This is a genomic window from Sorangium sp. So ce406 (assembly GCF_051474675.1).
GTDB classification, from domain to species: domain Bacteria; phylum Myxococcota_A; class Polyangia; order Polyangiales; family Polyangiaceae; genus Sorangium; species Sorangium cellulosum_G.
This window is the reverse complement of sequence record NZ_CP150340.1, coordinates 10848762-10865704: the sequence shown is the minus strand read 5'-3', so window position 1 is coordinate 10865704 and position 16943 is coordinate 10848762. Positions and strand designations below refer to the sequence as shown.

General features: G+C 68.2%; 26 protein-coding genes. 21 read left to right on the top strand and 5 right to left on the bottom strand.

From position 1 onward, the window contains the following. Positions 1-29: 29 nt before the first annotated feature. The gene (locus tag WME96_RS40845) at positions 30-656 is read right to left on the bottom strand and encodes a hypothetical protein (RefSeq protein WP_437286948.1); all 627 of its coding nucleotides are present in this window, start codon (positions 654-656) and stop codon (positions 30-32) included. Between the two features lie 79 nt (positions 657-735). Continuing rightward, the gene (locus WME96_RS40840; protein ID WP_437286947.1) at positions 736-1401 is read right to left on the bottom strand and encodes a class I SAM-dependent methyltransferase; all 666 of its coding nucleotides are present in this window, start codon (positions 1399-1401) and stop codon (positions 736-738) included. A gap of 1459 nt (positions 1402-2860) precedes the next feature. Between WME96_RS40840 and WME96_RS40835 the strand changes: the two genes are divergently transcribed. Next, a complete protein-coding gene (locus WME96_RS40835; protein WP_061614907.1) occupies positions 2861-3430 on the top strand; it encodes a hypothetical protein in 570 nt (189 codons plus the stop codon). 92 nt (positions 3431-3522) lie between these two features. Here WME96_RS40835 and WME96_RS40830 read toward each other — a convergent pair whose 3' ends face one another. From WME96_RS40830 to WME96_RS40820, 3 genes are all read right to left on the bottom strand, one after another. Then, complete coding sequence (locus tag WME96_RS40830) at positions 3523-4896, bottom strand: hypothetical protein (RefSeq protein ID WP_437286946.1); 1374 nt, start codon at positions 4894-4896, stop codon at positions 3523-3525. Between the two features lie 83 nt (positions 4897-4979). Continuing rightward, entirely contained in the window at positions 4980-5810 is an 831-nt protein-coding gene (locus tag WME96_RS40825; protein ID WP_437286945.1) for an SUMF1/EgtB/PvdO family nonheme iron enzyme, read from the bottom strand. A 388-nt stretch (positions 5811-6198) separates the two neighbouring features. Further along, a complete protein-coding gene (locus WME96_RS40820; protein ID WP_437292403.1) occupies positions 6199-6924 on the bottom strand; it encodes a hypothetical protein in 726 nt (241 codons plus the stop codon). A gap of 639 nt (positions 6925-7563) precedes the next feature. On the opposite strand from WME96_RS40820, the gene rplV reads away from it, so the two are divergent. The 20 genes from rplV to rpsM all read left to right on the top strand — a co-directional run bounded on the left by rplV (position 7564) and on the right by rpsM (position 16926). Then, complete coding sequence (rplV, locus tag WME96_RS40815) at positions 7564-7902, top strand: 50S ribosomal protein L22 (protein WP_012240567.1); 339 nt, start codon at positions 7564-7566, stop codon at positions 7900-7902. Between the two features lie 17 nt (positions 7903-7919). After that, entirely contained in the window at positions 7920-8612 is a 693-nt protein-coding gene (gene rpsC, locus WME96_RS40810; protein ID WP_020740980.1) for a 30S ribosomal protein S3, read from the top strand. Between the two features lie 12 nt (positions 8613-8624). Further along, on the top strand, positions 8625-9038 hold the full coding sequence (gene rplP / locus WME96_RS40805) for a 50S ribosomal protein L16 (protein ID WP_061609598.1): 414 nt from the start codon (positions 8625-8627) through the stop codon (positions 9036-9038). An 8-nt stretch (positions 9039-9046) separates the two neighbouring features. Then, on the top strand, positions 9047-9250 hold the full coding sequence (gene rpmC, locus WME96_RS40800; RefSeq protein ID WP_061609599.1) for a 50S ribosomal protein L29: 204 nt from the start codon (positions 9047-9049) through the stop codon (positions 9248-9250). Between the two features lie 2 nt (positions 9251-9252). Beyond that, positions 9253-9603, top strand: coding sequence for a 30S ribosomal protein S17 (gene rpsQ / locus WME96_RS40795; protein WP_420895011.1), 351 nt, complete (start codon positions 9253-9255; stop codon positions 9601-9603). Positions 9604-9607: 4 nt separating this feature from the next. Next, positions 9608-9976 (top strand): 50S ribosomal protein L14, encoded by a 369-nt coding sequence (gene rplN / locus WME96_RS40790; RefSeq protein WP_061614904.1) that lies wholly within the window; start codon positions 9608-9610, stop codon positions 9974-9976. Further along, a complete protein-coding gene (gene rplX, locus WME96_RS40785) occupies positions 9976-10293 on the top strand; it encodes a 50S ribosomal protein L24 (protein WP_061614903.1) in 318 nt (105 codons plus the stop codon). Before rplN ends, rplX begins: the two co-directional genes overlap by 1 nt. Before the next feature lie 2 nt (positions 10294-10295). Next, positions 10296-11021 (top strand): 50S ribosomal protein L5, encoded by a 726-nt coding sequence (rplE, locus tag WME96_RS40780; protein WP_437286944.1) that lies wholly within the window; start codon positions 10296-10298, stop codon positions 11019-11021. Positions 11022-11031: 10 nt separating this feature from the next. Then, entirely contained in the window at positions 11032-11217 is a 186-nt protein-coding gene (locus WME96_RS40775; RefSeq protein WP_061614902.1) for a type Z 30S ribosomal protein S14, read from the top strand. A 4-nt stretch (positions 11218-11221) separates the two neighbouring features. After that, the gene (rpsH, locus tag WME96_RS40770; RefSeq protein WP_020740974.1) at positions 11222-11617 is read left to right on the top strand and encodes a 30S ribosomal protein S8; all 396 of its coding nucleotides are present in this window, start codon (positions 11222-11224) and stop codon (positions 11615-11617) included. Continuing rightward, on the top strand, positions 11617-12246 hold the full coding sequence (gene rplF / locus WME96_RS40765; RefSeq protein WP_433930589.1) for a 50S ribosomal protein L6: 630 nt from the start codon (positions 11617-11619) through the stop codon (positions 12244-12246). The genes rpsH and rplF overlap by 1 nt, the downstream gene beginning before the upstream one ends. 47 nt (positions 12247-12293) lie before the next feature. After that, positions 12294-12653 (top strand): 50S ribosomal protein L18, encoded by a 360-nt coding sequence (gene rplR, locus WME96_RS40760; protein ID WP_061614901.1) that lies wholly within the window; start codon positions 12294-12296, stop codon positions 12651-12653. 79 nt (positions 12654-12732) lie between these two features. Then, positions 12733-13341, top strand: coding sequence for a 30S ribosomal protein S5 (gene rpsE / locus WME96_RS40755; RefSeq protein ID WP_433930587.1), 609 nt, complete (start codon positions 12733-12735; stop codon positions 13339-13341). Next, complete coding sequence (gene rpmD / locus WME96_RS40750; RefSeq protein ID WP_061609605.1) at positions 13338-13541, top strand: 50S ribosomal protein L30; 204 nt, start codon at positions 13338-13340, stop codon at positions 13539-13541. Before rpsE ends, rpmD begins: the two co-directional genes overlap by 4 nt. A gap of 50 nt (positions 13542-13591) precedes the next feature. Then, a complete protein-coding gene (rplO, locus tag WME96_RS40745; RefSeq protein ID WP_437286943.1) occupies positions 13592-14083 on the top strand; it encodes a 50S ribosomal protein L15 in 492 nt (163 codons plus the stop codon). A gap of 45 nt (positions 14084-14128) precedes the next feature. Beyond that, positions 14129-15457 (top strand): preprotein translocase subunit SecY, encoded by a 1329-nt coding sequence (gene secY / locus WME96_RS40740; RefSeq protein WP_437286942.1) that lies wholly within the window; start codon positions 14129-14131, stop codon positions 15455-15457. 10 nt (positions 15458-15467) lie between these two features. Beyond that, entirely contained in the window at positions 15468-16106 is a 639-nt protein-coding gene (locus WME96_RS40735) for an adenylate kinase (RefSeq protein WP_433930582.1), read from the top strand. Further along, positions 16103-16354 carry a translation initiation factor IF-1 gene (infA, locus tag WME96_RS40730; protein WP_061609609.1) on the top strand — a complete coding sequence of 84 codons (252 nt, stop codon included), beginning with the start codon at positions 16103-16105 and terminating at the stop codon, positions 16352-16354. The genes WME96_RS40735 and infA overlap by 4 nt, the downstream gene beginning before the upstream one ends. A 30-nt stretch (positions 16355-16384) precedes the next feature. Further along, on the top strand, positions 16385-16501 hold the full coding sequence (gene rpmJ / locus WME96_RS40725) for a 50S ribosomal protein L36 (protein WP_012240549.1): 117 nt from the start codon (positions 16385-16387) through the stop codon (positions 16499-16501). Positions 16502-16545: 44 nt separating this feature from the next. Beyond that, positions 16546-16926: a 30S ribosomal protein S13 gene (rpsM, locus tag WME96_RS40720; protein ID WP_061614896.1), complete on the top strand. Its 381-nt coding sequence runs from the start codon at positions 16546-16548 to the stop codon at positions 16924-16926. Positions 16927-16943 lie beyond the last annotated feature (17 nt).

Below are 16943 nucleotides of genomic sequence, written 5' to 3'. Positions count from 1 at the left end.
GCGTCGGCGCGCTCATCCAGCGGTGCGCGTCACTTCTTCTTCAGCTCCACGGGGGACTCGCGCACCAGCATCGCGTCGGGCCCGGTCACGCGCATCTCCGCATCGATCGCGTTTTCCTTCAGCTTCCCGACCAGGATGCCGGTCATCGCGTTCGGCGCGCGCGGATCGTCGGGGAAGACCGAGGCGCGGACCATGCCGTCCTCGACTTTGCCGACGAGGGTCGCTTCGCCGAGCGCTCCCTTCGCTGTGCCCTTCAGCTCTCCGCTCGGCTCGATGGTCACGGTCACCGTCCCCGCGCCCGTCGCCACCTTCCCGTCGTCCTTCTGGCGCACGGCATCCTTGACCTTGGGGGGCAGCACGACGCTCCCTTTCTTGGCGTCGTAGCGCCCTTCCCACGTGCCCTGCCACGCCGGTGTGCCCTGGGGCTCGCCCGCGTCTCCCGGCGCGCCCGCGCTGGGCTGTTCCGTTGCCGCCGGGCTGGCCGCCGGCGGCGCGGCCGACGCGCTCGGCTGGGACGACGGGGGCGCGGGCCGCTCCGGCTCGCTCGGGCGCGGCGGGCTCTCCTCGCAGGCCGCGAGGAGGGTGAGGGTGAGGGGCAGGAGGAGCGCGCGGGCGACGCCGCGCGTCCGGCGAGCTCGTGTTCCGGTGGGATTCACGCGGACGCTTTTATTACGTGCCGGGCTGGCCGTCGCGCTGATTTGACGGGCCGGCGCGCCGTCCGCGGTCGGCCGCGCGTCACGGCCCCTTGCGAAACGCCAGGGTCCAGTGGCGGTCGCTGGTCATCTGCGCGCATTCCGGGGGAATCTGGAGCGAGCGCAGCATCTCCCGCAGCTCATCGAGCGAGAGCGCCGCGCGCAGGGACGCGTCGAAGAGGGCTCGCTGGTACGCGGTGTCGTTCGCTGCATACGTGGCGACGAGGGCGGCGAGCGACGCCTCCGTTTCCGGACGGACCAGGTCGCGCACGAACAGGAGACCGCCGGGCTGGAGAACGCGGAGCATCTCGCGCAGCACCGCCATCGGCTCGGGGATGTGGTGGACGATGCTGTTCGAGAGGACGGCTGAAAACGTCTCGTCCGGCTCGGGCAGCTCCTTCGCGTCCACCACCGCGAGCGTGATGGCCTCGGTGAGCCCGGCCTGCTCCACGTGGTTGCGCCCGAGCGCGAGCATCGACGTCGAGAGATCGATCGCCTTGAGCCGCGCCGTCGGAACGCGCTTGCAAAGCTCGATGGGCAACAGGCAGGTCCCTGTGCCGACGTCGAGGGCGTAGGCGAGATCGGGATCCTGGGAGAGGAGGGCGTCGCAGAACGCCGTGTTGACGGCGGCGTGGTCCATGCTGTCATAGGCCCGCGCGTCCTCGTCGGTATCCATGACCTCCGGCTCGAGCACACGGACCAGCGGCATGCGCGCATCCTTCTCGCGATGGAGGCACATGTCAACGAGGGGCGACGGCTGGCCAATCTCGGCCGCCGCCGGGGGGCGCAGACGCTGGGACCGTCATGGAGGATGCGCGGTCAGCGCTGGAGGATGCCGGATCGGCGCGGATATGGACAGGAAGGCGTTTGAAGAAGCCGAGGTGGAGCGGGCCGGCGTCTCGGCCGTCGTCCTTGCATTGGAGCAGACGACAATGTCGTAGAGGACGTGCGCCCCGGGAGCGGCCCGCGCGCTCGCGACCTCCGCATCAGGGGCCGAGCTCTCCCGGGAGCGCCGAGCAGGAGGCCTGACAATGGCGATGAGCCCGCTTCGGCGCTCTGTTATGTAACGAGAGCAAGCTCTTGCCGTATGGACCACGCGTGCGCGGCCGGTCCGCCGGGCGCGACGCGCCCCGAATGCGTCACCCTGCGCCGCCCGCGGCGGCCACGCGTGTGATCCAGAGACCGGCGCTGCGCTGTACTGCGCTGTACGAGGAGAGCGCGCCTCGAGCGGGAGCCGGCGGACGCCGGCGCGGGCTCGGCATTCCGAAGAGCCCGGCGGGTCCCTCGTTGAGCGGGCGAGGTGGCCGAAGACACGGACGCGCGCGCCCCCGTTCCTCCCAGTCCGATGAGCGGATGTCGCGCGAAGAGCTCGACCAGCGGCTTGCGATGAGCCTGCTGGCGGCTTACCTCGTCGTGGTTGTCGCTCGAAGCGGGCGCGCGGCCGTCGCGACGCGGGCGGACGGGGAGGCATGCTCCGAGCGCGAGGCCCTGGCCTGTGCTGGTGGACGACGCGCCCTCGTCTCGGCGGTGATTGCCGCCCCTCCGGCGCGCGTCGTGAAGAGCCCTGCGGCGCCGCTCCGCCGGGCGGCATCGTATCAGGATCCATCACGGGTCAGTCGTGTGCCCGGGGCGTGCAATGTAGCCATGCGCTGGTCGCCTGTGTGGCGTCGCCAGGCGCTCGCACCCTGCGCGGGGCGCTTCAATGGTTGGGGGGGAGGCGCCAGGCCGGAGGTGGATGCGCCTCTGCGTTGTGCGCGCGCCCGCATTGCCGCCCGCGACGGGCTTGATCCAGGGAACGGGCCGCCCGGTCTCATACAGCGGTGACCTGACCGGCCGCTAACCCGAGACACGCAATGCCGCAGTGCATCGTGAGCAGGTCTGAGAGGGATTTGGCGTGGCCCGGGCCGTCCTGCGCGGGGGAGGGGTCTCGGCTATCAATTGGCGCTCGCGGCGCGGGCGATGCTCGCGGGGCGCTGATCGCTCGGCGCCTGTCGAGCAAAGCAGCCCAGCCGTTCGTGGCCGTCCAAATGAGCTCTCCGATTGAGCCCGCCCGCAGCGCCTATTGAAAGAAAAGACACCCCTGTGTCCTCAATTCGCTTGACCAGGCAAGTGGCAACGGCATAGTCGTATCCAACCGCCGAGCTGGATTCGGCGACGAGGGAGAGCACATGGCAACGGATGCCTTTTCACAGCAGATTGTAAACCTCGTGCGGAAGATGCCGGACGAGGCGATCCTCGCGCTCGTCAAGAATCAGCTGGGCGCCGTGACCGGGGAAGCGCCGTTGGTTCCTCCGCCGGCGCCTCGCCGCAGCCGTGCGCGTGCCCGCGCTGGAGCGGTCCAGTCCAAGACGTCTTCCGTCGCGGCCAAGCGCGGCGCCGCGCCGAAGCGCCGGCCTGGTCGCCCGCGCAACTCGCCCGCCGCCTCGGCGGAGCGTCAGGAGACGCTCGATGCGGTCGAGCGCGTCGTCAAAGCGAGCTCTGGCGTCAGCGCGAGCGAGGTCGCGAAGCAGGCGGGGATCCCGCAGACGCGCGCCGCCGCAGCGCTGAAGGAGCTCAAGCTGGAAAAGCGGATCTTTCAGGGGGGTGATCGCCGATTCGCTCGCTATGCAGGCGATGCGAAGACCGCCGAGCAGGCGAGCGCGAACGCACGAAAGACCGCCGCGGGGCCTGCGCCTGTGAAGAAGCCGAGCGTCAAGGGCCGCAAGCGTGTCGCCCAGGCTGCCGCGCCGGCGAAGTAGGTCCGGCGACCACCGCGCACGCCAACGTCAGAGGGGGATGAAGCTATGCTGACGCGCTGCGTTCAGAATGGCTGTCCCGTTCGAGACGGAGCTCAGGGCGGGCTCCAGGTGAGCCCGCTGTCTTCAGAGGCCGCAACGTACCAGCCGCGTCGCGATGTCCCGGTGACGTCGGCCTGGAGGAGCATCACGAGTCGATTCCCGAAGGAGAGGAGTGCTCCGAGCTCGATACGGCCGCGCTCGCCCGTGCCTTCTCCGATGACCCTCGGGACGTCGTAGATCTTACCTGCTTCCGGCGATTGCGCGATGTAGAGCCCCCATCGCGCCGCGGCGCGGGAGGTCAGGACTGCCGCGACGCCCTCGCGTGTGGGCGCCAGGGCGACAGAGCGTTCATGGGGCTCCAGCCAGGGGCGAAAGGGCGGTTTCTCGGCGAGGACGCACGCGCCTTCGAGCGTGCACGTCGCGATCGTGAGCTCCTTGGTCGCGGGCGCGACGACCTCGACCATGATTCGATTGGCGGCGCAGCCAACCGCGGCTCCCGGGGCGGCTTTCGCGGGCAGCTTCAGCACGGCTGTCTGCGTCGCGGAGATGGCGACGACGGCGGTCGTGTCGGGCGCCTGAGGCACGAGCTGGATCGACCACCCCGCGAAATCGCACGCGGGTGTCGCGGAGAGCGCAGACGTCGCCGCTGGGCTCATCACGAGCCCATCGACGCTCCGGGGCGCGTCGAGCGGCGCCCCCGGCGCAGGGACGGGTCGCACGAGGAGGCTGCGACCGCGCAGCGACAGGAGCGCTGGCGGGCGGCCATACGGCACGGGCAGCGCTTGTTCCTGCGCGGGCAGCGCCACCGGCGCCATCGACGGAGCGCCGGGCGGCCCCGCATAGACGAGCGTCGTGCGCCGGGGCTTCGGCTCGATGAGCAGCGCGGCGATCTCGGCGGAGAGCACCGCGGGCACGGCGTTCACCGGCGACCGCGCTCCGCGGCTCAGCTCGGGCAGCGTGACCGGCGACGGCGCCGACAGATCGGCCGCCTCGAACGGCGCAAAGAAGAGGTTCGGCGGCTCCACCGCGGGCGGCGCCCCGGCGCCGCGCGCCTGCTTCGAGAGATCCTGGCTGCGCGGACCGACGGTGAGCACGGTGGCGCCGTCCTCGCCGACGGACCAGGTCGACCACCCCTCGCGCAGGCGCCGCAGAGAGCGCCACGTCCTGCCTGCGTTGTCGGTCACGAGCGCGATCGCCTCGTTCTCGACCTCGCCTGTCACCACGGCGCGCTTGTCGTCGAGCGCGAATGCTCGCCGCCACCGCGTCGACGACGGCGCGAGCGCCGAGTGGATTCCTCGCGCCTGGCCGATGGCCGTGGTGAGCTCGTCCGAGGATGCCGCGCCCGGGGGCGGGACGGTTATCGGCTCTGCCTTTTCCTTCTTCCTGCACCCGAGCGCCAGGAGCGCGGTCACGGCGGCCAGCGCCACCGCCAGGCTCCTCGATCCGCCGCCCCGGACTCTGCGCCCGCGTCGCGGCCGCTCGGCGTCGGCCGCGCCTCGTGCGGCCCGCACTAGTCGACCTGCTCCGGATCCATGCAGCACCGGAAGCCCGTCGAATAATCGTGGTACCCGAACGAGTGCGCGGTCGTCGAGTACTTGCAGCCCTCGCCGTTGCGCGTCGTGTCCATGTAGTAGCCGCCGCGGAAGGTGCCGTTCGGGTCGTCAACCCACTCGTGCAGGTTGCCGACCATGTCGAACACGCCGTAGGCGTTGGTGCACGCCGAGCGCTCGCCCGTCGGGAGCAGGGCGTGGGAGAGCTGGTTGATGAGCGGGTTGTTCATCGCCGTCGTCCAGAGCTCCTCGGACTTGATCTCGAGCAGCGCCGCGATCTCGGCGACGGGGTGCACCGGGCGCTCGTCGTCGTTGCACACGCCGTGCTGCCGTTGCGCGCCGTAGGGGAAGGTCATGTCCTCCGGCCCGCGGCAGGCGCTCACCCACTCATCCGAGGTGCACAGGCGCTTGCCCGACGCCGCGCACGCCATCTTGGCTTGCCGCCCGCTGATGTATCCCTGCGGGATGACCCCCGGCCAGGACACGGCGCGTACGCGGCGCTCGTTCCCGTCGACCGGATCGAACGGCGACCAGGGGCGCTCTCCGCTGGGCGTCAGCTCCACGAGGGAGCTCTCCCACCGATCGACGCACACGCGATCTTCGACGAGGGCCATCTCGGCGGGGCAGCGCGTGCTGCCCGTGGAGGAGAACACCTGACCGGCGCCGCTCTCCGGCGCGATCGTGGACTCGATCGCGGCGCCGTCCTTGACGGTGGTGGTCGCGCTCTCCTTCGCCTTCATGGGCCGTTCCGCGAGGACGGCGGCGCTCGCGTCGAGCGAGGCGCGCATCATCACGCGCGGCGTGATCTGCTCCGCTGTCGTCGATCCCGGCGCGCAGCCGGCGGACGCGACCAGCAGACCTAGCAGGGCACCGCCGCGGAATGGACGCGCCCCCGACGAACGGGAAGGGGAGGTTGCCTGGCGCGGTCGGGAGGAGTCCTTGGCCACGGAGGAGCCGAGGATCCCTTCCCGCCATCTTTTTTGCAACCGAATACCGCGCTCAGGGATCGCCCGAAGGCCCGTACATGAGAGGCTGCGTACGTCGCGGCGCTAAGGTGGGCGTGAGCTGGTGAGAGGCTCGGAGGTCACCGGATGTGCGTCGCGTGTCGGGGGAAAAGAACCGCGAGAGCAGAGAGGGCGCCGGTGGCGCTGAGACCTCAACTCTCCGACGGCGACATGTTCAGCCCTCGAAGTACAGGGCCTCCATGTAGCACTCGTCGTACGCCTCCTGGCAGGTGACATCGAGGTTGTTGTTCATGCACTCCACGATGGCTTCCTTTGTCGCCGTGTTGAACGGGTTCAGTTCAGCCGAGCACGTCGTGCGGTCGAACGTGTTGGCGTCGCACGCGTCGAAGATGGTGTCGCAGATCTCCACCGCCTGGTTGGGGCACGCGTTCGCGTACACGCGGTTCATGCAGGCCTCGACGGGCGGCCGATCGCACGCCTCCTGCACGGGGATGTCGCTCAGGCAGTCCACGAGGTCCGCGGCGTGCCCCCGGGCGAAGATGACGAAGCCGTGCTTGCACAGCCCGTAGCCGATCGGCGGCTCGTCGCGGCCATCGCCGCACTGGCTCGTCGCGCCCTGCGCCGGCGAGATGTTCAACTCGTCGCACGCCGCGACCGTGAGGTTGCCGTCCGAGTCGTCGACGCAGGCGCCACCCCCCTCGCCGCCGCCACCTCCCTGGCCGCCCTCGCCGCCGTCACCTCCCCAGCCGCCGTCACCTCCCCAGCCGCCGTCGCCGTCGTCGCCGCCGTCGCCCCGGCCGGTCGACGAGCTGCTGGTGACGCCGACGCCGGTCGCTTGCTCCACGTCGTTGTCGGTGTCCTCCGACGTCACGACGCAGCCGTAGACGGCGGGCAAGATCAAGGTAAGCGCGAGGAAAGAATGGCGATGACGAGCAAGCATGGTCACGTTGCCTCCTACAGTGTCAGGGAAAAGCTCCTGGGCCTGGTACGTTCGACTGAACCTGGGGCTCTCCTATTCCCCTCGCAATCCCGTTCTTCGCCCTTGCCACGCCGCACGAGCATGCGTCCGGGTGGGCGCAGCCGGTCCGTGCGCGCCGGAGCGCCGCTCAGATCGCCTGGCCCGCCTGTTTCCGTCGTGTTTCGTGATTGTCAAGGCCGAGCTCAGGGGGTATGACCGGTCCGCCCGCCGGCCCTGTTCCAGGACGACGCCCCCCGGATCCTCCGGACGCACGTTCAGGAAAGCCTGAAAAGCTGCGCAGGGGGAACCGGCCCGAGCAACGGCCGAGCAACAAACTGAAGGATCGCGCTTGCGTACCGCGCGCCCCGCTGGTAATCACCGCGCTCCGTTTTCCCGGGCGATCGGGTGTCCTCCCGGTCTCCCAGTAGAAGAGCCGTAACGGCGCTTCGATCTCAGCTCCGCCCCTTCGGCCGCCGTGGGCCTCCCCCCGGTGACGCGAAGGGGGGTCGCGTCGGTGGACGTCGGGCTGCGACCGGAAGCGTACGACGGTGCAACCGGTTCGAAGTGAACCGAAACCCGGTACGGAGTCTCTCCGCCCGCCGGTGTCGCGAGGTGTCTCGAATGGTAAGCAAAGCCAGTGCGATGTTTTCGCGGATCGCCCCGCGCAAGGCACGCATGATCGCCGATCTCGTCCGGGGTCGCGACGCGGACGAGGCGATCCAGCTGCTCTCGTTCACGCAGAAGAGCGGCGCCCCTGTACTGCGGAAGATCATCGAGAGCGCGGTCGCGAACGCCCAGCAGGCGGGCGCCGACATCGACGCGCTCTTCATCAGCAAGGCGACCGTCGACAAGGGGCCGAACAAGTTCAACCGCCGCTGGCGGCCGCGCGCGATGGGCCGTGCGACCCGGATCACCAAGGGCGTGTCGCACATCGTCATCGAAGTCGACGAGAGAAAGTAAGTAGAGGACCTGCCGATATGGGACAGAAGACCCATCCGTATGGCTTCCGCGTCGGTGTCATCAAGACGTGGAGCAGCAAGTGGTACGAGGACGGCGCCGCGTATCAGAAGTGGCTCCACCAGGACATCCGCATCAAGCGCGCGATCAAGCAGTACCTCTACAACGCGAACATCGCCGGCGTGGAGATCGAGCGCGCCGCGAACCGCGCGAAGGTGATCGTCTTCACCGCCCGCCCCGGCATGGTGATCGGCAAGGGCGGCAAGGGGATCGAGACGCTGAAGAGCGGCAACGTCGGCACGGCGTCCAAGGGCGAGACCCTCTTCCCGGGCGTGTCGTCGTTCACGGACAACGAGGTCTTCATCGACGTGCAGGAGGTCCGGAAGGCCGAGACCAACGCGCAGCTCGTCGCCGAGAACATCGCGACGCAGCTCGAGCGCCGGATCGCGTTCCGCCGGGCGATGAAGAAGGCCGTGTCCACCGCCATGAAGTTCGGCGCGAAGGGCATCCGCGTGCGCTGCGCCGGCAGGCTCGGCGGCAGCGAGATGAGCCGCGTCGAGACCTACCGCGAGGGCCGGGTGCCGCTGCACACGCTCCGCGCCGACATCGAGTTCGGCCTCGCCGAGGCGAAGACGAAGGTCGGCATCATCGGCGTGAAGGTCTGGATGTTCAAGGGCGAGGTCCTGCAGCGTAAGGCGCGCCGGATCCAGTAGAGGGATTGCAGAATGCTGTCTCCGAAGCGAACCAAGTTCCGCAAGATGCAGAAGGGGAACAACCGTGGCCTCGCCCTCACGGGCAGCGACGTCTCCTTCGGCGACTTTGCGCTCCAGTGCGTCGAGCCTGCCCGCGTGACCTCGCGGCAGATCGAGGCGGCCCGTATGGCGATCCAGCGGCACGTGAAGCGCGCGGGCAAGCTCTGGATCCGCATCTTCCCGGATCGTCCGGTGACGAAGAAGCCGCTCGAGGTCCGCATGGGTGGGGGCAAGGGCGCGCCCGAGGAGTGGTGCGCGCTCGTGCTGCCCGGCCGCGTGATGTACGAGATCAGCGGCGTGAGCGAGGAGATTGCGAAGGAGGCGTTCCGCCTCGCGTCGCACAAGCTCCCGATGCAGTGCAAGTTCCTCGCCCGCGGGCTGACGTGAGGTAGGCGATGAAGGCGAAGGATTTGCGTGAACGCACCACCGATCACCTGCGCGAGCTCGAGAAGTCGCTTGCGGCAGGCCTGTTCGAGGCGCGCTTCAAGAATTTCACGAACCGGCTGAACGACACGGCGACGATCCGCAAGGCGAAGCGGGATCTCGCGCGGGTGAAGACGATCCTCACGCAGCGCGCGCGTGCCGAGGAGAAGGCGTAGCCATGGCGAAGAAGAAGGCAGAGAACCAGCAGCCGGTCGCTGCGGCGCCCGAGCTGGCAGCCGCCGCGCCTGCGCAGGCCGAGACCGAGGCGAAGGCGCACGGGTTCCGGCGCAAGCTGGTCGGCAAGGTGACCAGCGACAAGATGAACAAGACGGTCACCGTCGAGGTCATCCGGAACGCGCTCGATCCCGTCTACAAGAAGTACGTCCGTCAGCGGGAGCGCTACAAGGCGCACGACGAGACGAACCAGTACAAGGTGGGCGACCGCGTCGAGATCATGGAGCACAGGCCGATCTCCCGCGACAAGCGGTGGCTCGTGACCAAGCTCGTTGCCCGGCCGGTGGAGGAGTAGCGCCATGATCCAGGTGTCAACGCATCTCGAGGTCGCGGACAACTCCGGCGCCCGTGTCGTGAAGTGCATCAAGGTGCTCGGCGGCTCGCGCCGCAAGTACGCCGCCCTCGGCGACGTCATCGTCGTGTCGATCAAGGAGGCGTTGCCGGGGACGAAGGTGAAGAAGGGTGACACGGCGCGCGCCGTCGTCGTCCGCACCGCCCGCGAGTACCAGCGCTCGGACGGCAGCTACATCAAGTTCGACGGCAACAGCGCGGTCCTGATCAACAAGGAGAAGGAGCCGATCGGCACCCGTATCTTCGGGCCGGTCGCTCGCGAGCTCCGCGCGAAGAAGTTCATGAAGATCATCTCGCTCGCCCCGGAGGTCCTCTGATGAAGCGCCTCAAGGTCGGTGACCTGGTGCAGGTCATCAGCGGCAAGGAGCAGGGGAAGCAGGGCCGCATCACCAAGATCCTCGCCGACACGGACCGCGTGGTCGTCGAGGGCCTGAACACGGTGACCCGCCACCAGCGGCCCACGCCGCGCAATCAGGAGGGCGGGAAGATCACCAAGGAGGCGCCGATTCACGCCTCGAATGTCATGCCGGTCGATCCGGCGACGGGCAAGCCGACGCGCGTGAAAATCCGCGTCGGTGAGGACGGCAAGAAGACGCGCGTCGGCAAGAGCGGCAGCGCGATCGGTGTGGGCTAGCCATGGCGGACAAGAAGGACAAGGACAAGGCGGCCAAGGACGGCGGCAAGGGCAAGGACAAGCCCAAGTCGCAGCAGGCCAAGCCGCAGGCGCCCGCCAAGAGCAAGGAAGCCAGGGGCGCGAAGGCCAAGGGCGCCGAGGCCGAGGCCACGGGGCCCGCCGAGGTGCGCCCGCGCGACCCGAACTACACCCCGCGGCTGCGCACGCACTACCAGAAGAGCGTGACGGCCGCGCTGTCGAAGCGGTTCGGCTACAAGAACCCGATGATGGTGCCCCGCCTGCAGAAGGTGGTGATCAACATGGGGCTCGGCGCCGCGGTCCAGAACCCGAAGATCATCGACTCCGCGGTCGAGGACATGCGGGCGATCTCTGGCCAGAAGCCGGTGGTGACCCGCGCCCGGAAGTCGATCGCGACGTTCAAGCTGCGCGAGAACCTGCCCATCGGCGTGATGGTGACCCTGCGTGCCGAGCGGATGTGGGAGTTCGTCGATCGTCTGATCGCCTTCTCCCTGCCGCGCGTCCGTGACTTCAAGGGCGTCAGCCCGAAGGGGTTCGACGGCAAGGGCAACTTCACGATGGGCCTGCGCGAGCAGATCATCTTCCCCGAGATCGACTACGACAAGATCGACGTCGTGAAGGGGCTCAACATCTCGTTCGTGACCACGGCGAAGACGGACGAAGAAGGACGCGCGCTCCTGACCGAGCTTGGCATCCCGTTCCGGCATTGAGGGATTTTCGATGGCCCGTGCAAAAGAGTTTGCGAAGCTGAACCGTCCGCCGAAGTTTTCTGTGCGGCACAAGAACCGTTGCAAGGTGTGCGGGCGCTCGCGCGCTTACTACCGCGACTTCGAGCTCTGCCGTGTCTGCCTTCGGTTGTTCGCGCTCCGTGGTGAGCTCCCTGGTGTGATCAAGGCCAGCTGGTGATTCTATGATGACCGATCCCATCGCCGACATGCTGACCCGCATTCGCAACGCGGCGCTCGCGCGGCACGACCGGACCGAGATTCCTGCCAGCCGCATCAAGGTTGCGGTTGCGGAGATCCTCAAATCCGAGGGCTTCATCGCCGACGTGCGCGAGACCGAGGGCGAGGGTCCCAAGAAGCTCACCATCGTGCTCAAGTACGGGCGCGATCGGCAGAGCGCGATCGACGGCGTGCGCCGCGTCTCCCGCCCGGGGCGCCGCGTGTACGTGCGTCACGACAGGATCCCGCGCGTGTTCAGCGGGCTCGGGATCTCGATCCTGAGCACGTCCCGCGGGCTCATGAGCGACAGGGATGCGCGCCGTCTGAAGGTGGGCGGCGAGCTGCTCTGCGAGGTGTGGTGATGGAAGCTCAGGCGAACGCAGCCCAGCCCGCGAAGGGCAACGCGAACGGTGACAGCCGGCTCGCGCCGAAGACGTCGCGCGTCGGCAAGCGGCCGATCGACCTGCCGAAGGGTGTCACCGCGACCGTCAACGGCCGCCGGATCGACATCAAGGGTCCGAAGGGGCAGCTCTCCCGCGCGATCACCGAGCGGGTGGACATCAAGCTCGACGGCGGCAAGCTCCACGTGAGCTCGCTCGCGCCTGGCCGCGATGGCTCGCGCCTCCAGGGGCTCACCCGGGCGCTCGTCGCCGCGATGGTGAAGGGCGTCGCGGAGGGTTACGAGCGGACGCTCGAGCTCAAGGGCACCGGTTACCGCGTCGAGCTCAAGGGCACGACGCTGAACTTCGCCCTCGGCTTCTCCCATCCGGTGACGTTCGCGGTCCCGGCGGGCCTCACCGCGACGATCCCGGCGGACTCGAAGGGCACTGTCCTCGTCCTGACCGGCGCGGACAAGGAGCTCATCGGGCAGACGGCCGCGACGATCCGCGGCTTCAGGCCGCCGGAGCCGTACGGCGGCAAGGGCGTCCGCTACCGCGGCGAGCGCGTGCGGGAGAAGGCCGGTAAGGCCGGCAAGGGCGGCAAGAAGTAAGGGCGAGCGGCGGCGGGTACGCCGCTGCACCGAGGTACGAGACGGTCATGGGCATGAAAATCGTCGGTCGGGAGCGCCGGAAGCTCCGCATCCGCAAGAAGGTCGAGGGGACGCCGGAGCGCCCGCGCCTCAGCGTCTTCCGCAGCACCAAGCACATCTACGCGCAGGTCATCGACGACGTGAGCGGCAAGACCCTCGCCCACGCCTCGACGCTGTCGAAGGACCTCAAGGGCTCGCTCGACGAGGACAACAAGGTCGAGGCGGCGAAGAAGGTCGGGGCGCTGATCGCGAGGATCTGCAAGGAGAAGCAGATCGACAAGGTCGTCTTCGACCGCAACGGCTATCTGTACCACGGGCGCGTCAGCGCCCTCGCCCAGGCGGCGCGCGAGGCAGGTCTCGATTTCTGACTCCCACAGCCGCTGCCCTGCAGGTGTGGGCGGCGGGCGCGGTCAACTGCCGCGGCGGAGAACGTGATAGAGGACGGATATGGCGTTCGATCATGTCGACGAAGAGAAGCTGAAAGAGCGAGTCATCCACATCAACCGCGTCGCCAAGGTCGTCAAGGGCGGCCGGCGTTTCAGCTTCTCGGCGCTGGTCGTGGTGGGCGATGAAGCGGGGCACGTGGGCGTCGGCCTGGGCAAGGCCAACGAGGTGCCGGAGGCGATCCGCAAGGGGAACGACCAGGCTCGCAAGAACCTGTTCCGCATCCCGCTGGACGGCGTGACCATCCCGCACGACTCGTTCGGGCATGTCGGGGCGGGCAAGGTCCTGCTGAAGCCGGCGAGCCCCGGGACCGGCGTCATCGCCGGCGGCGCGGTGCGCGCCGTCGTCGAGTCCGCGGGGATCCACGACGTGCTGTCGAAGTCGCTCGGCACGAGCAACCCGCACAACGTCGTGCACGCGACCGTCGCGGCGCTCCGTGGGCTCAAGAGCCCGGAGAGCGTCGCCGGGAAGCGGTCGATGCAGCTGGACTCGCTCGACTACCAGCGCCGCGGCGGCACGAACACCGCGGCCCGCCGGCGCGCGAGCGTCGCGCCCCCCGCGCCGGGCGGCGCGCCGCAGGGCGGTGGCGGGGGTGAAGGAGGCTCGCAGTGAAGCTCCGCGTACGTCAGAAGGCCAGCAACATCGGTCAGGTCGAGCACACCCGCAAGGTCATCAAGGGGCTCGGCCTGCGTGGGCCGGGGTCCGAGGTGGTCGTCGCGAACACGCCCTCGTTCCGTGGCATGGTCAAGAAGATCCTCCACCTGGTCGAGGTGGAGGAGGTCGCCGACGAGGCAACCTCCCCGAAGTCCTGAGAAGCGAGATCGTCATTCCAGCGGGTTTGCCGCGTACGGAAGTGTGAAACATGGACATCCTTTCTAAGCTCCAAGCCCCTGAAGGTGCCGTAACCAAGAGGCTCCGCGTCGGCCGCGGCGTGGGATCCGGCGTCGGCAAGACCTCTGGCCGAGGACAAAAAGGGCAGAAGGCTCGGGCGGGCGGCAACATCAACAAGAAGCACTTCCAGGGTGGCCAGACGCCGATCCAGCGTCGCCTCCCGAAGCGTGGCTTCCGCAACCCGCTCGCGGACATCGTGGCCAACGTCAACGTCGGCGCCCTCGAGGCGTTCGACGACGGCGCGCAGGTCGACGTGGTCGCGCTCCATGCGAGCCGCCTGGTGCAGGGCCGGTTCGACGTCCTGAAGATCCTCGGCGGCGGTGAGCTCACGAAGAAGCTCACCGTGACGGCGCATCGCTTCTCCAAGGGAGCGATCGAGAAGATCGAGAAGGCAGGGGGCAAGGCCGTCGTGATCGAGGCGCCCGCTGTTCAGGGCAACTCGACGGACTCCTCGTCCTCCTAGCCAGCGCGCAGGCGCACCCCCTCAAGCCGGAGTCCAGGAACGCCCATGGCCAGCCTCGCGGGAATCACCAACTTCCACAAGATCCCCGAGCTCCGGCGGCGCGTGATCTTCACGCTGGTGATGCTCGCGGTCTACCGGGTCGGCGTCTTCGTGACGACGCCCGGCGTCGACCGGAACGCGATGCGACAGTACGTCGCGAAGCAGTCGGGCGGGCTCCTGGGCTTCTTCAACATGTTCTCCGGCGGAGCGCTGGAGAACCTGTCGATCTTCGCGCTGGGGATCATGCCGTACATCTCGGCATCGATCATCATGCAGCTCATGGGCATGGTCTACAAGCCCATCGACGAGCTGCGAAAAGAGGGCGAGCAGGGGCGTCGCCGGCTCGATCAGTACACGCGGTACGGCACGGTCGCGCTCTCGCTCTTCCAGGCCTTCTCGATCGCGAAGATGCTCGAGGGCCTGTCGAGCAGCGAGACCGGCGCCGGGATCGTGAACCACCCCGGCATCGGCTTCCAGCTCATGACGGTGATCACGCTGACGACCGGGACCGCGTTCCTGATGTGGATCGGCGAGCAGATCACCGAGCGCGGCGTGTCGAACGGCGTCTCGCTCCTGATCTTCGCGAGCATCATCACGAGGATCCCGGAGGAGATCGGCAACTACTTCGCGCAGAACTCGGGCGATCTCCAGCCGCTGTCGATGGCCGCGATCGCTGCGTTCATCGTGTTCGTCATCGCCGTCATCGCGTTCTTCGAGAACGGCAGGCGGCAGATCCCGATCGTGTACTCGCGCCGGCAGGTCGGGCGGCGCGTCTACGGCGGTCAGACGGCGCACCTGCCGCTCAAGGTGAACACCGCCGGCACCATCCCGCCGATCTTTGCGTCGTCGCTGCTGATGTTCCCGCAGACGCTCGCGAACATGAACGTCCCCGGGGCCGACCATCTCCAGGCGATCATCAACCGGGGGGACTGGGTCTTCAACACCGGCTACGCGCTGCTCATCATCTTCTTCTGCTTCTTCTACACGAACGTCACGTTTCAGCCGGTGGACGTCGCCGAGAACCTGAAGAAGCAGCAGGCAAACATCCCCGGGATCCGGCCGGGCAAGCAGACGGCGGACTACATCCACCGGGTGATCCAGCGGATCACCGTCGGCGGCGCGCTCTACGTCGCCGCGGTGTGCGTGGTCCCGTCGATCGTCGGCAACCTTCTGCGCATCCCCTTCGGCTTCGGAGGGACGTCGCTCATGATCGTCGTCGGCGTCGCGCTCGACACCGTGAACCAGCTTGAGGCGCACCTGATCACGCGGAGCTACGAGGGCCTTACCGGCCCCGGGGCCAGCCGCATCCGGGGCCGAAGGCTCCCGGAAGCGTGATGGAGGTCAAATGATCTTGGTTCTGGTGGGGCCACCTGGCGCTGGGAAGGGTACGCAGGCGAAGCTGCTGTGCGTGCGCTTCGGCATTCCGCAGATCTCGACGGGCGACATGCTGCGCGAGGCGAAGCGGTCGGGCACGCTGGAGAAGCGCTACCTGGACATCATGGACTCGGGCGGTCTCCTGCCGGATGAGGCCGTCATTGGCCTCATCGACCGCAGGACCGCCGAGCCCGATTGCCGTGGTGGCTTCCTTCTGGACGGATTTCCCAGGACGGTGCCCCAGGCGGACGCGCTCGACGCGCTCCTCGCCGGCCAGGGGAGCGGGATCGATGCGGTGATCCAGCTCGACGTTCCGCGCTCCCTGCTCGAGGAACGGTTGATCCATCGCCGCACCGACAAACGCAGTGGACAGATATACCATCTCGTTTATAATCCGCCGCCCCCCGGTGCGGAGCTGGAGCATCGGGCCGACGACCGGCCCGAAGCTGTCGGCAAGCGTCTCGACGCCTACGAGGCGATGACGGCCGCCCTTCTTCCGTTCTACGAACAGAAGGGACTGCTGCGTCGCGTTGACGGAGTCGGGACGCCGGAAGAAGTCACGCAGAGGGTGATGTCGGCCCTCGGCCGACCGGGCTCGGGTGGAGAATGAGGCGATCAAAACAAGCCAGAGCGCCGAAAGAACCGAAGGGCGACAAGCTCGAGTTCGACGGCGTGGTTCAAGAGGCCCTGCCGAACGCCATGTTTCGCGTGAAGGCGGACAACGGCTTGGGCGTCCTCGCCACCATCAGCGGCCGGATGCGGCAGTACTACATCAAGATTCTGCCGGGCGACCGCGTGACCGTCGAGGTCTCGCCGTATGACCCGAGCCGAGGCCGGATCACGTACCGGCACAAGTAACGTATTTTTTGAGGAATCTGGAGGCTCCCCGTGAAGGTGCGCCCGAGCGTCAAGAAGATCTGCGACAAGTGCAAGGTGGTGCGGCGGCGTGGTGTCGTTCGGATCATCTGCGAGAACCCCCGCCACAAGCAGCGCCAGGGGAACTAGCTCTTTCGGCGGAAGCCCGCCCTCGTTTTCGGTTTGGAGTAACCATGGCTCGTATCGCTGGTGTCGATCTCCCGCGTCGGAAGCATGTCGCCTACGCCCTACCGTACCTCTACGGCATCGGGCGGACTCTCGCCTTGCAAATCTGCGAGAGGACCAACATCCCGCAGGACAGGCGGGTCGAGGAGCTCAGCGACGCTGAGGTAAAGGCGATCCGCGACCTCCTGGACGCCGAGTACAAGGTCGAGGGCGACCTGCGGCGCGAGGTGCAGCTCAACATCAAGCGGCTCATGGACCTCGGCTGCTACCGGGGGCTCCGCCACCGGCGCGGCCTCCCGGCGAACGGGCAGAGGACGCACACGAACGCGCGCACCCGGAAGGGTCCGCGCAAGGGCATGTTGCAGCGGCGTCCGGCCGCGACGAAGTGACGAGCGGGGATTAGGAC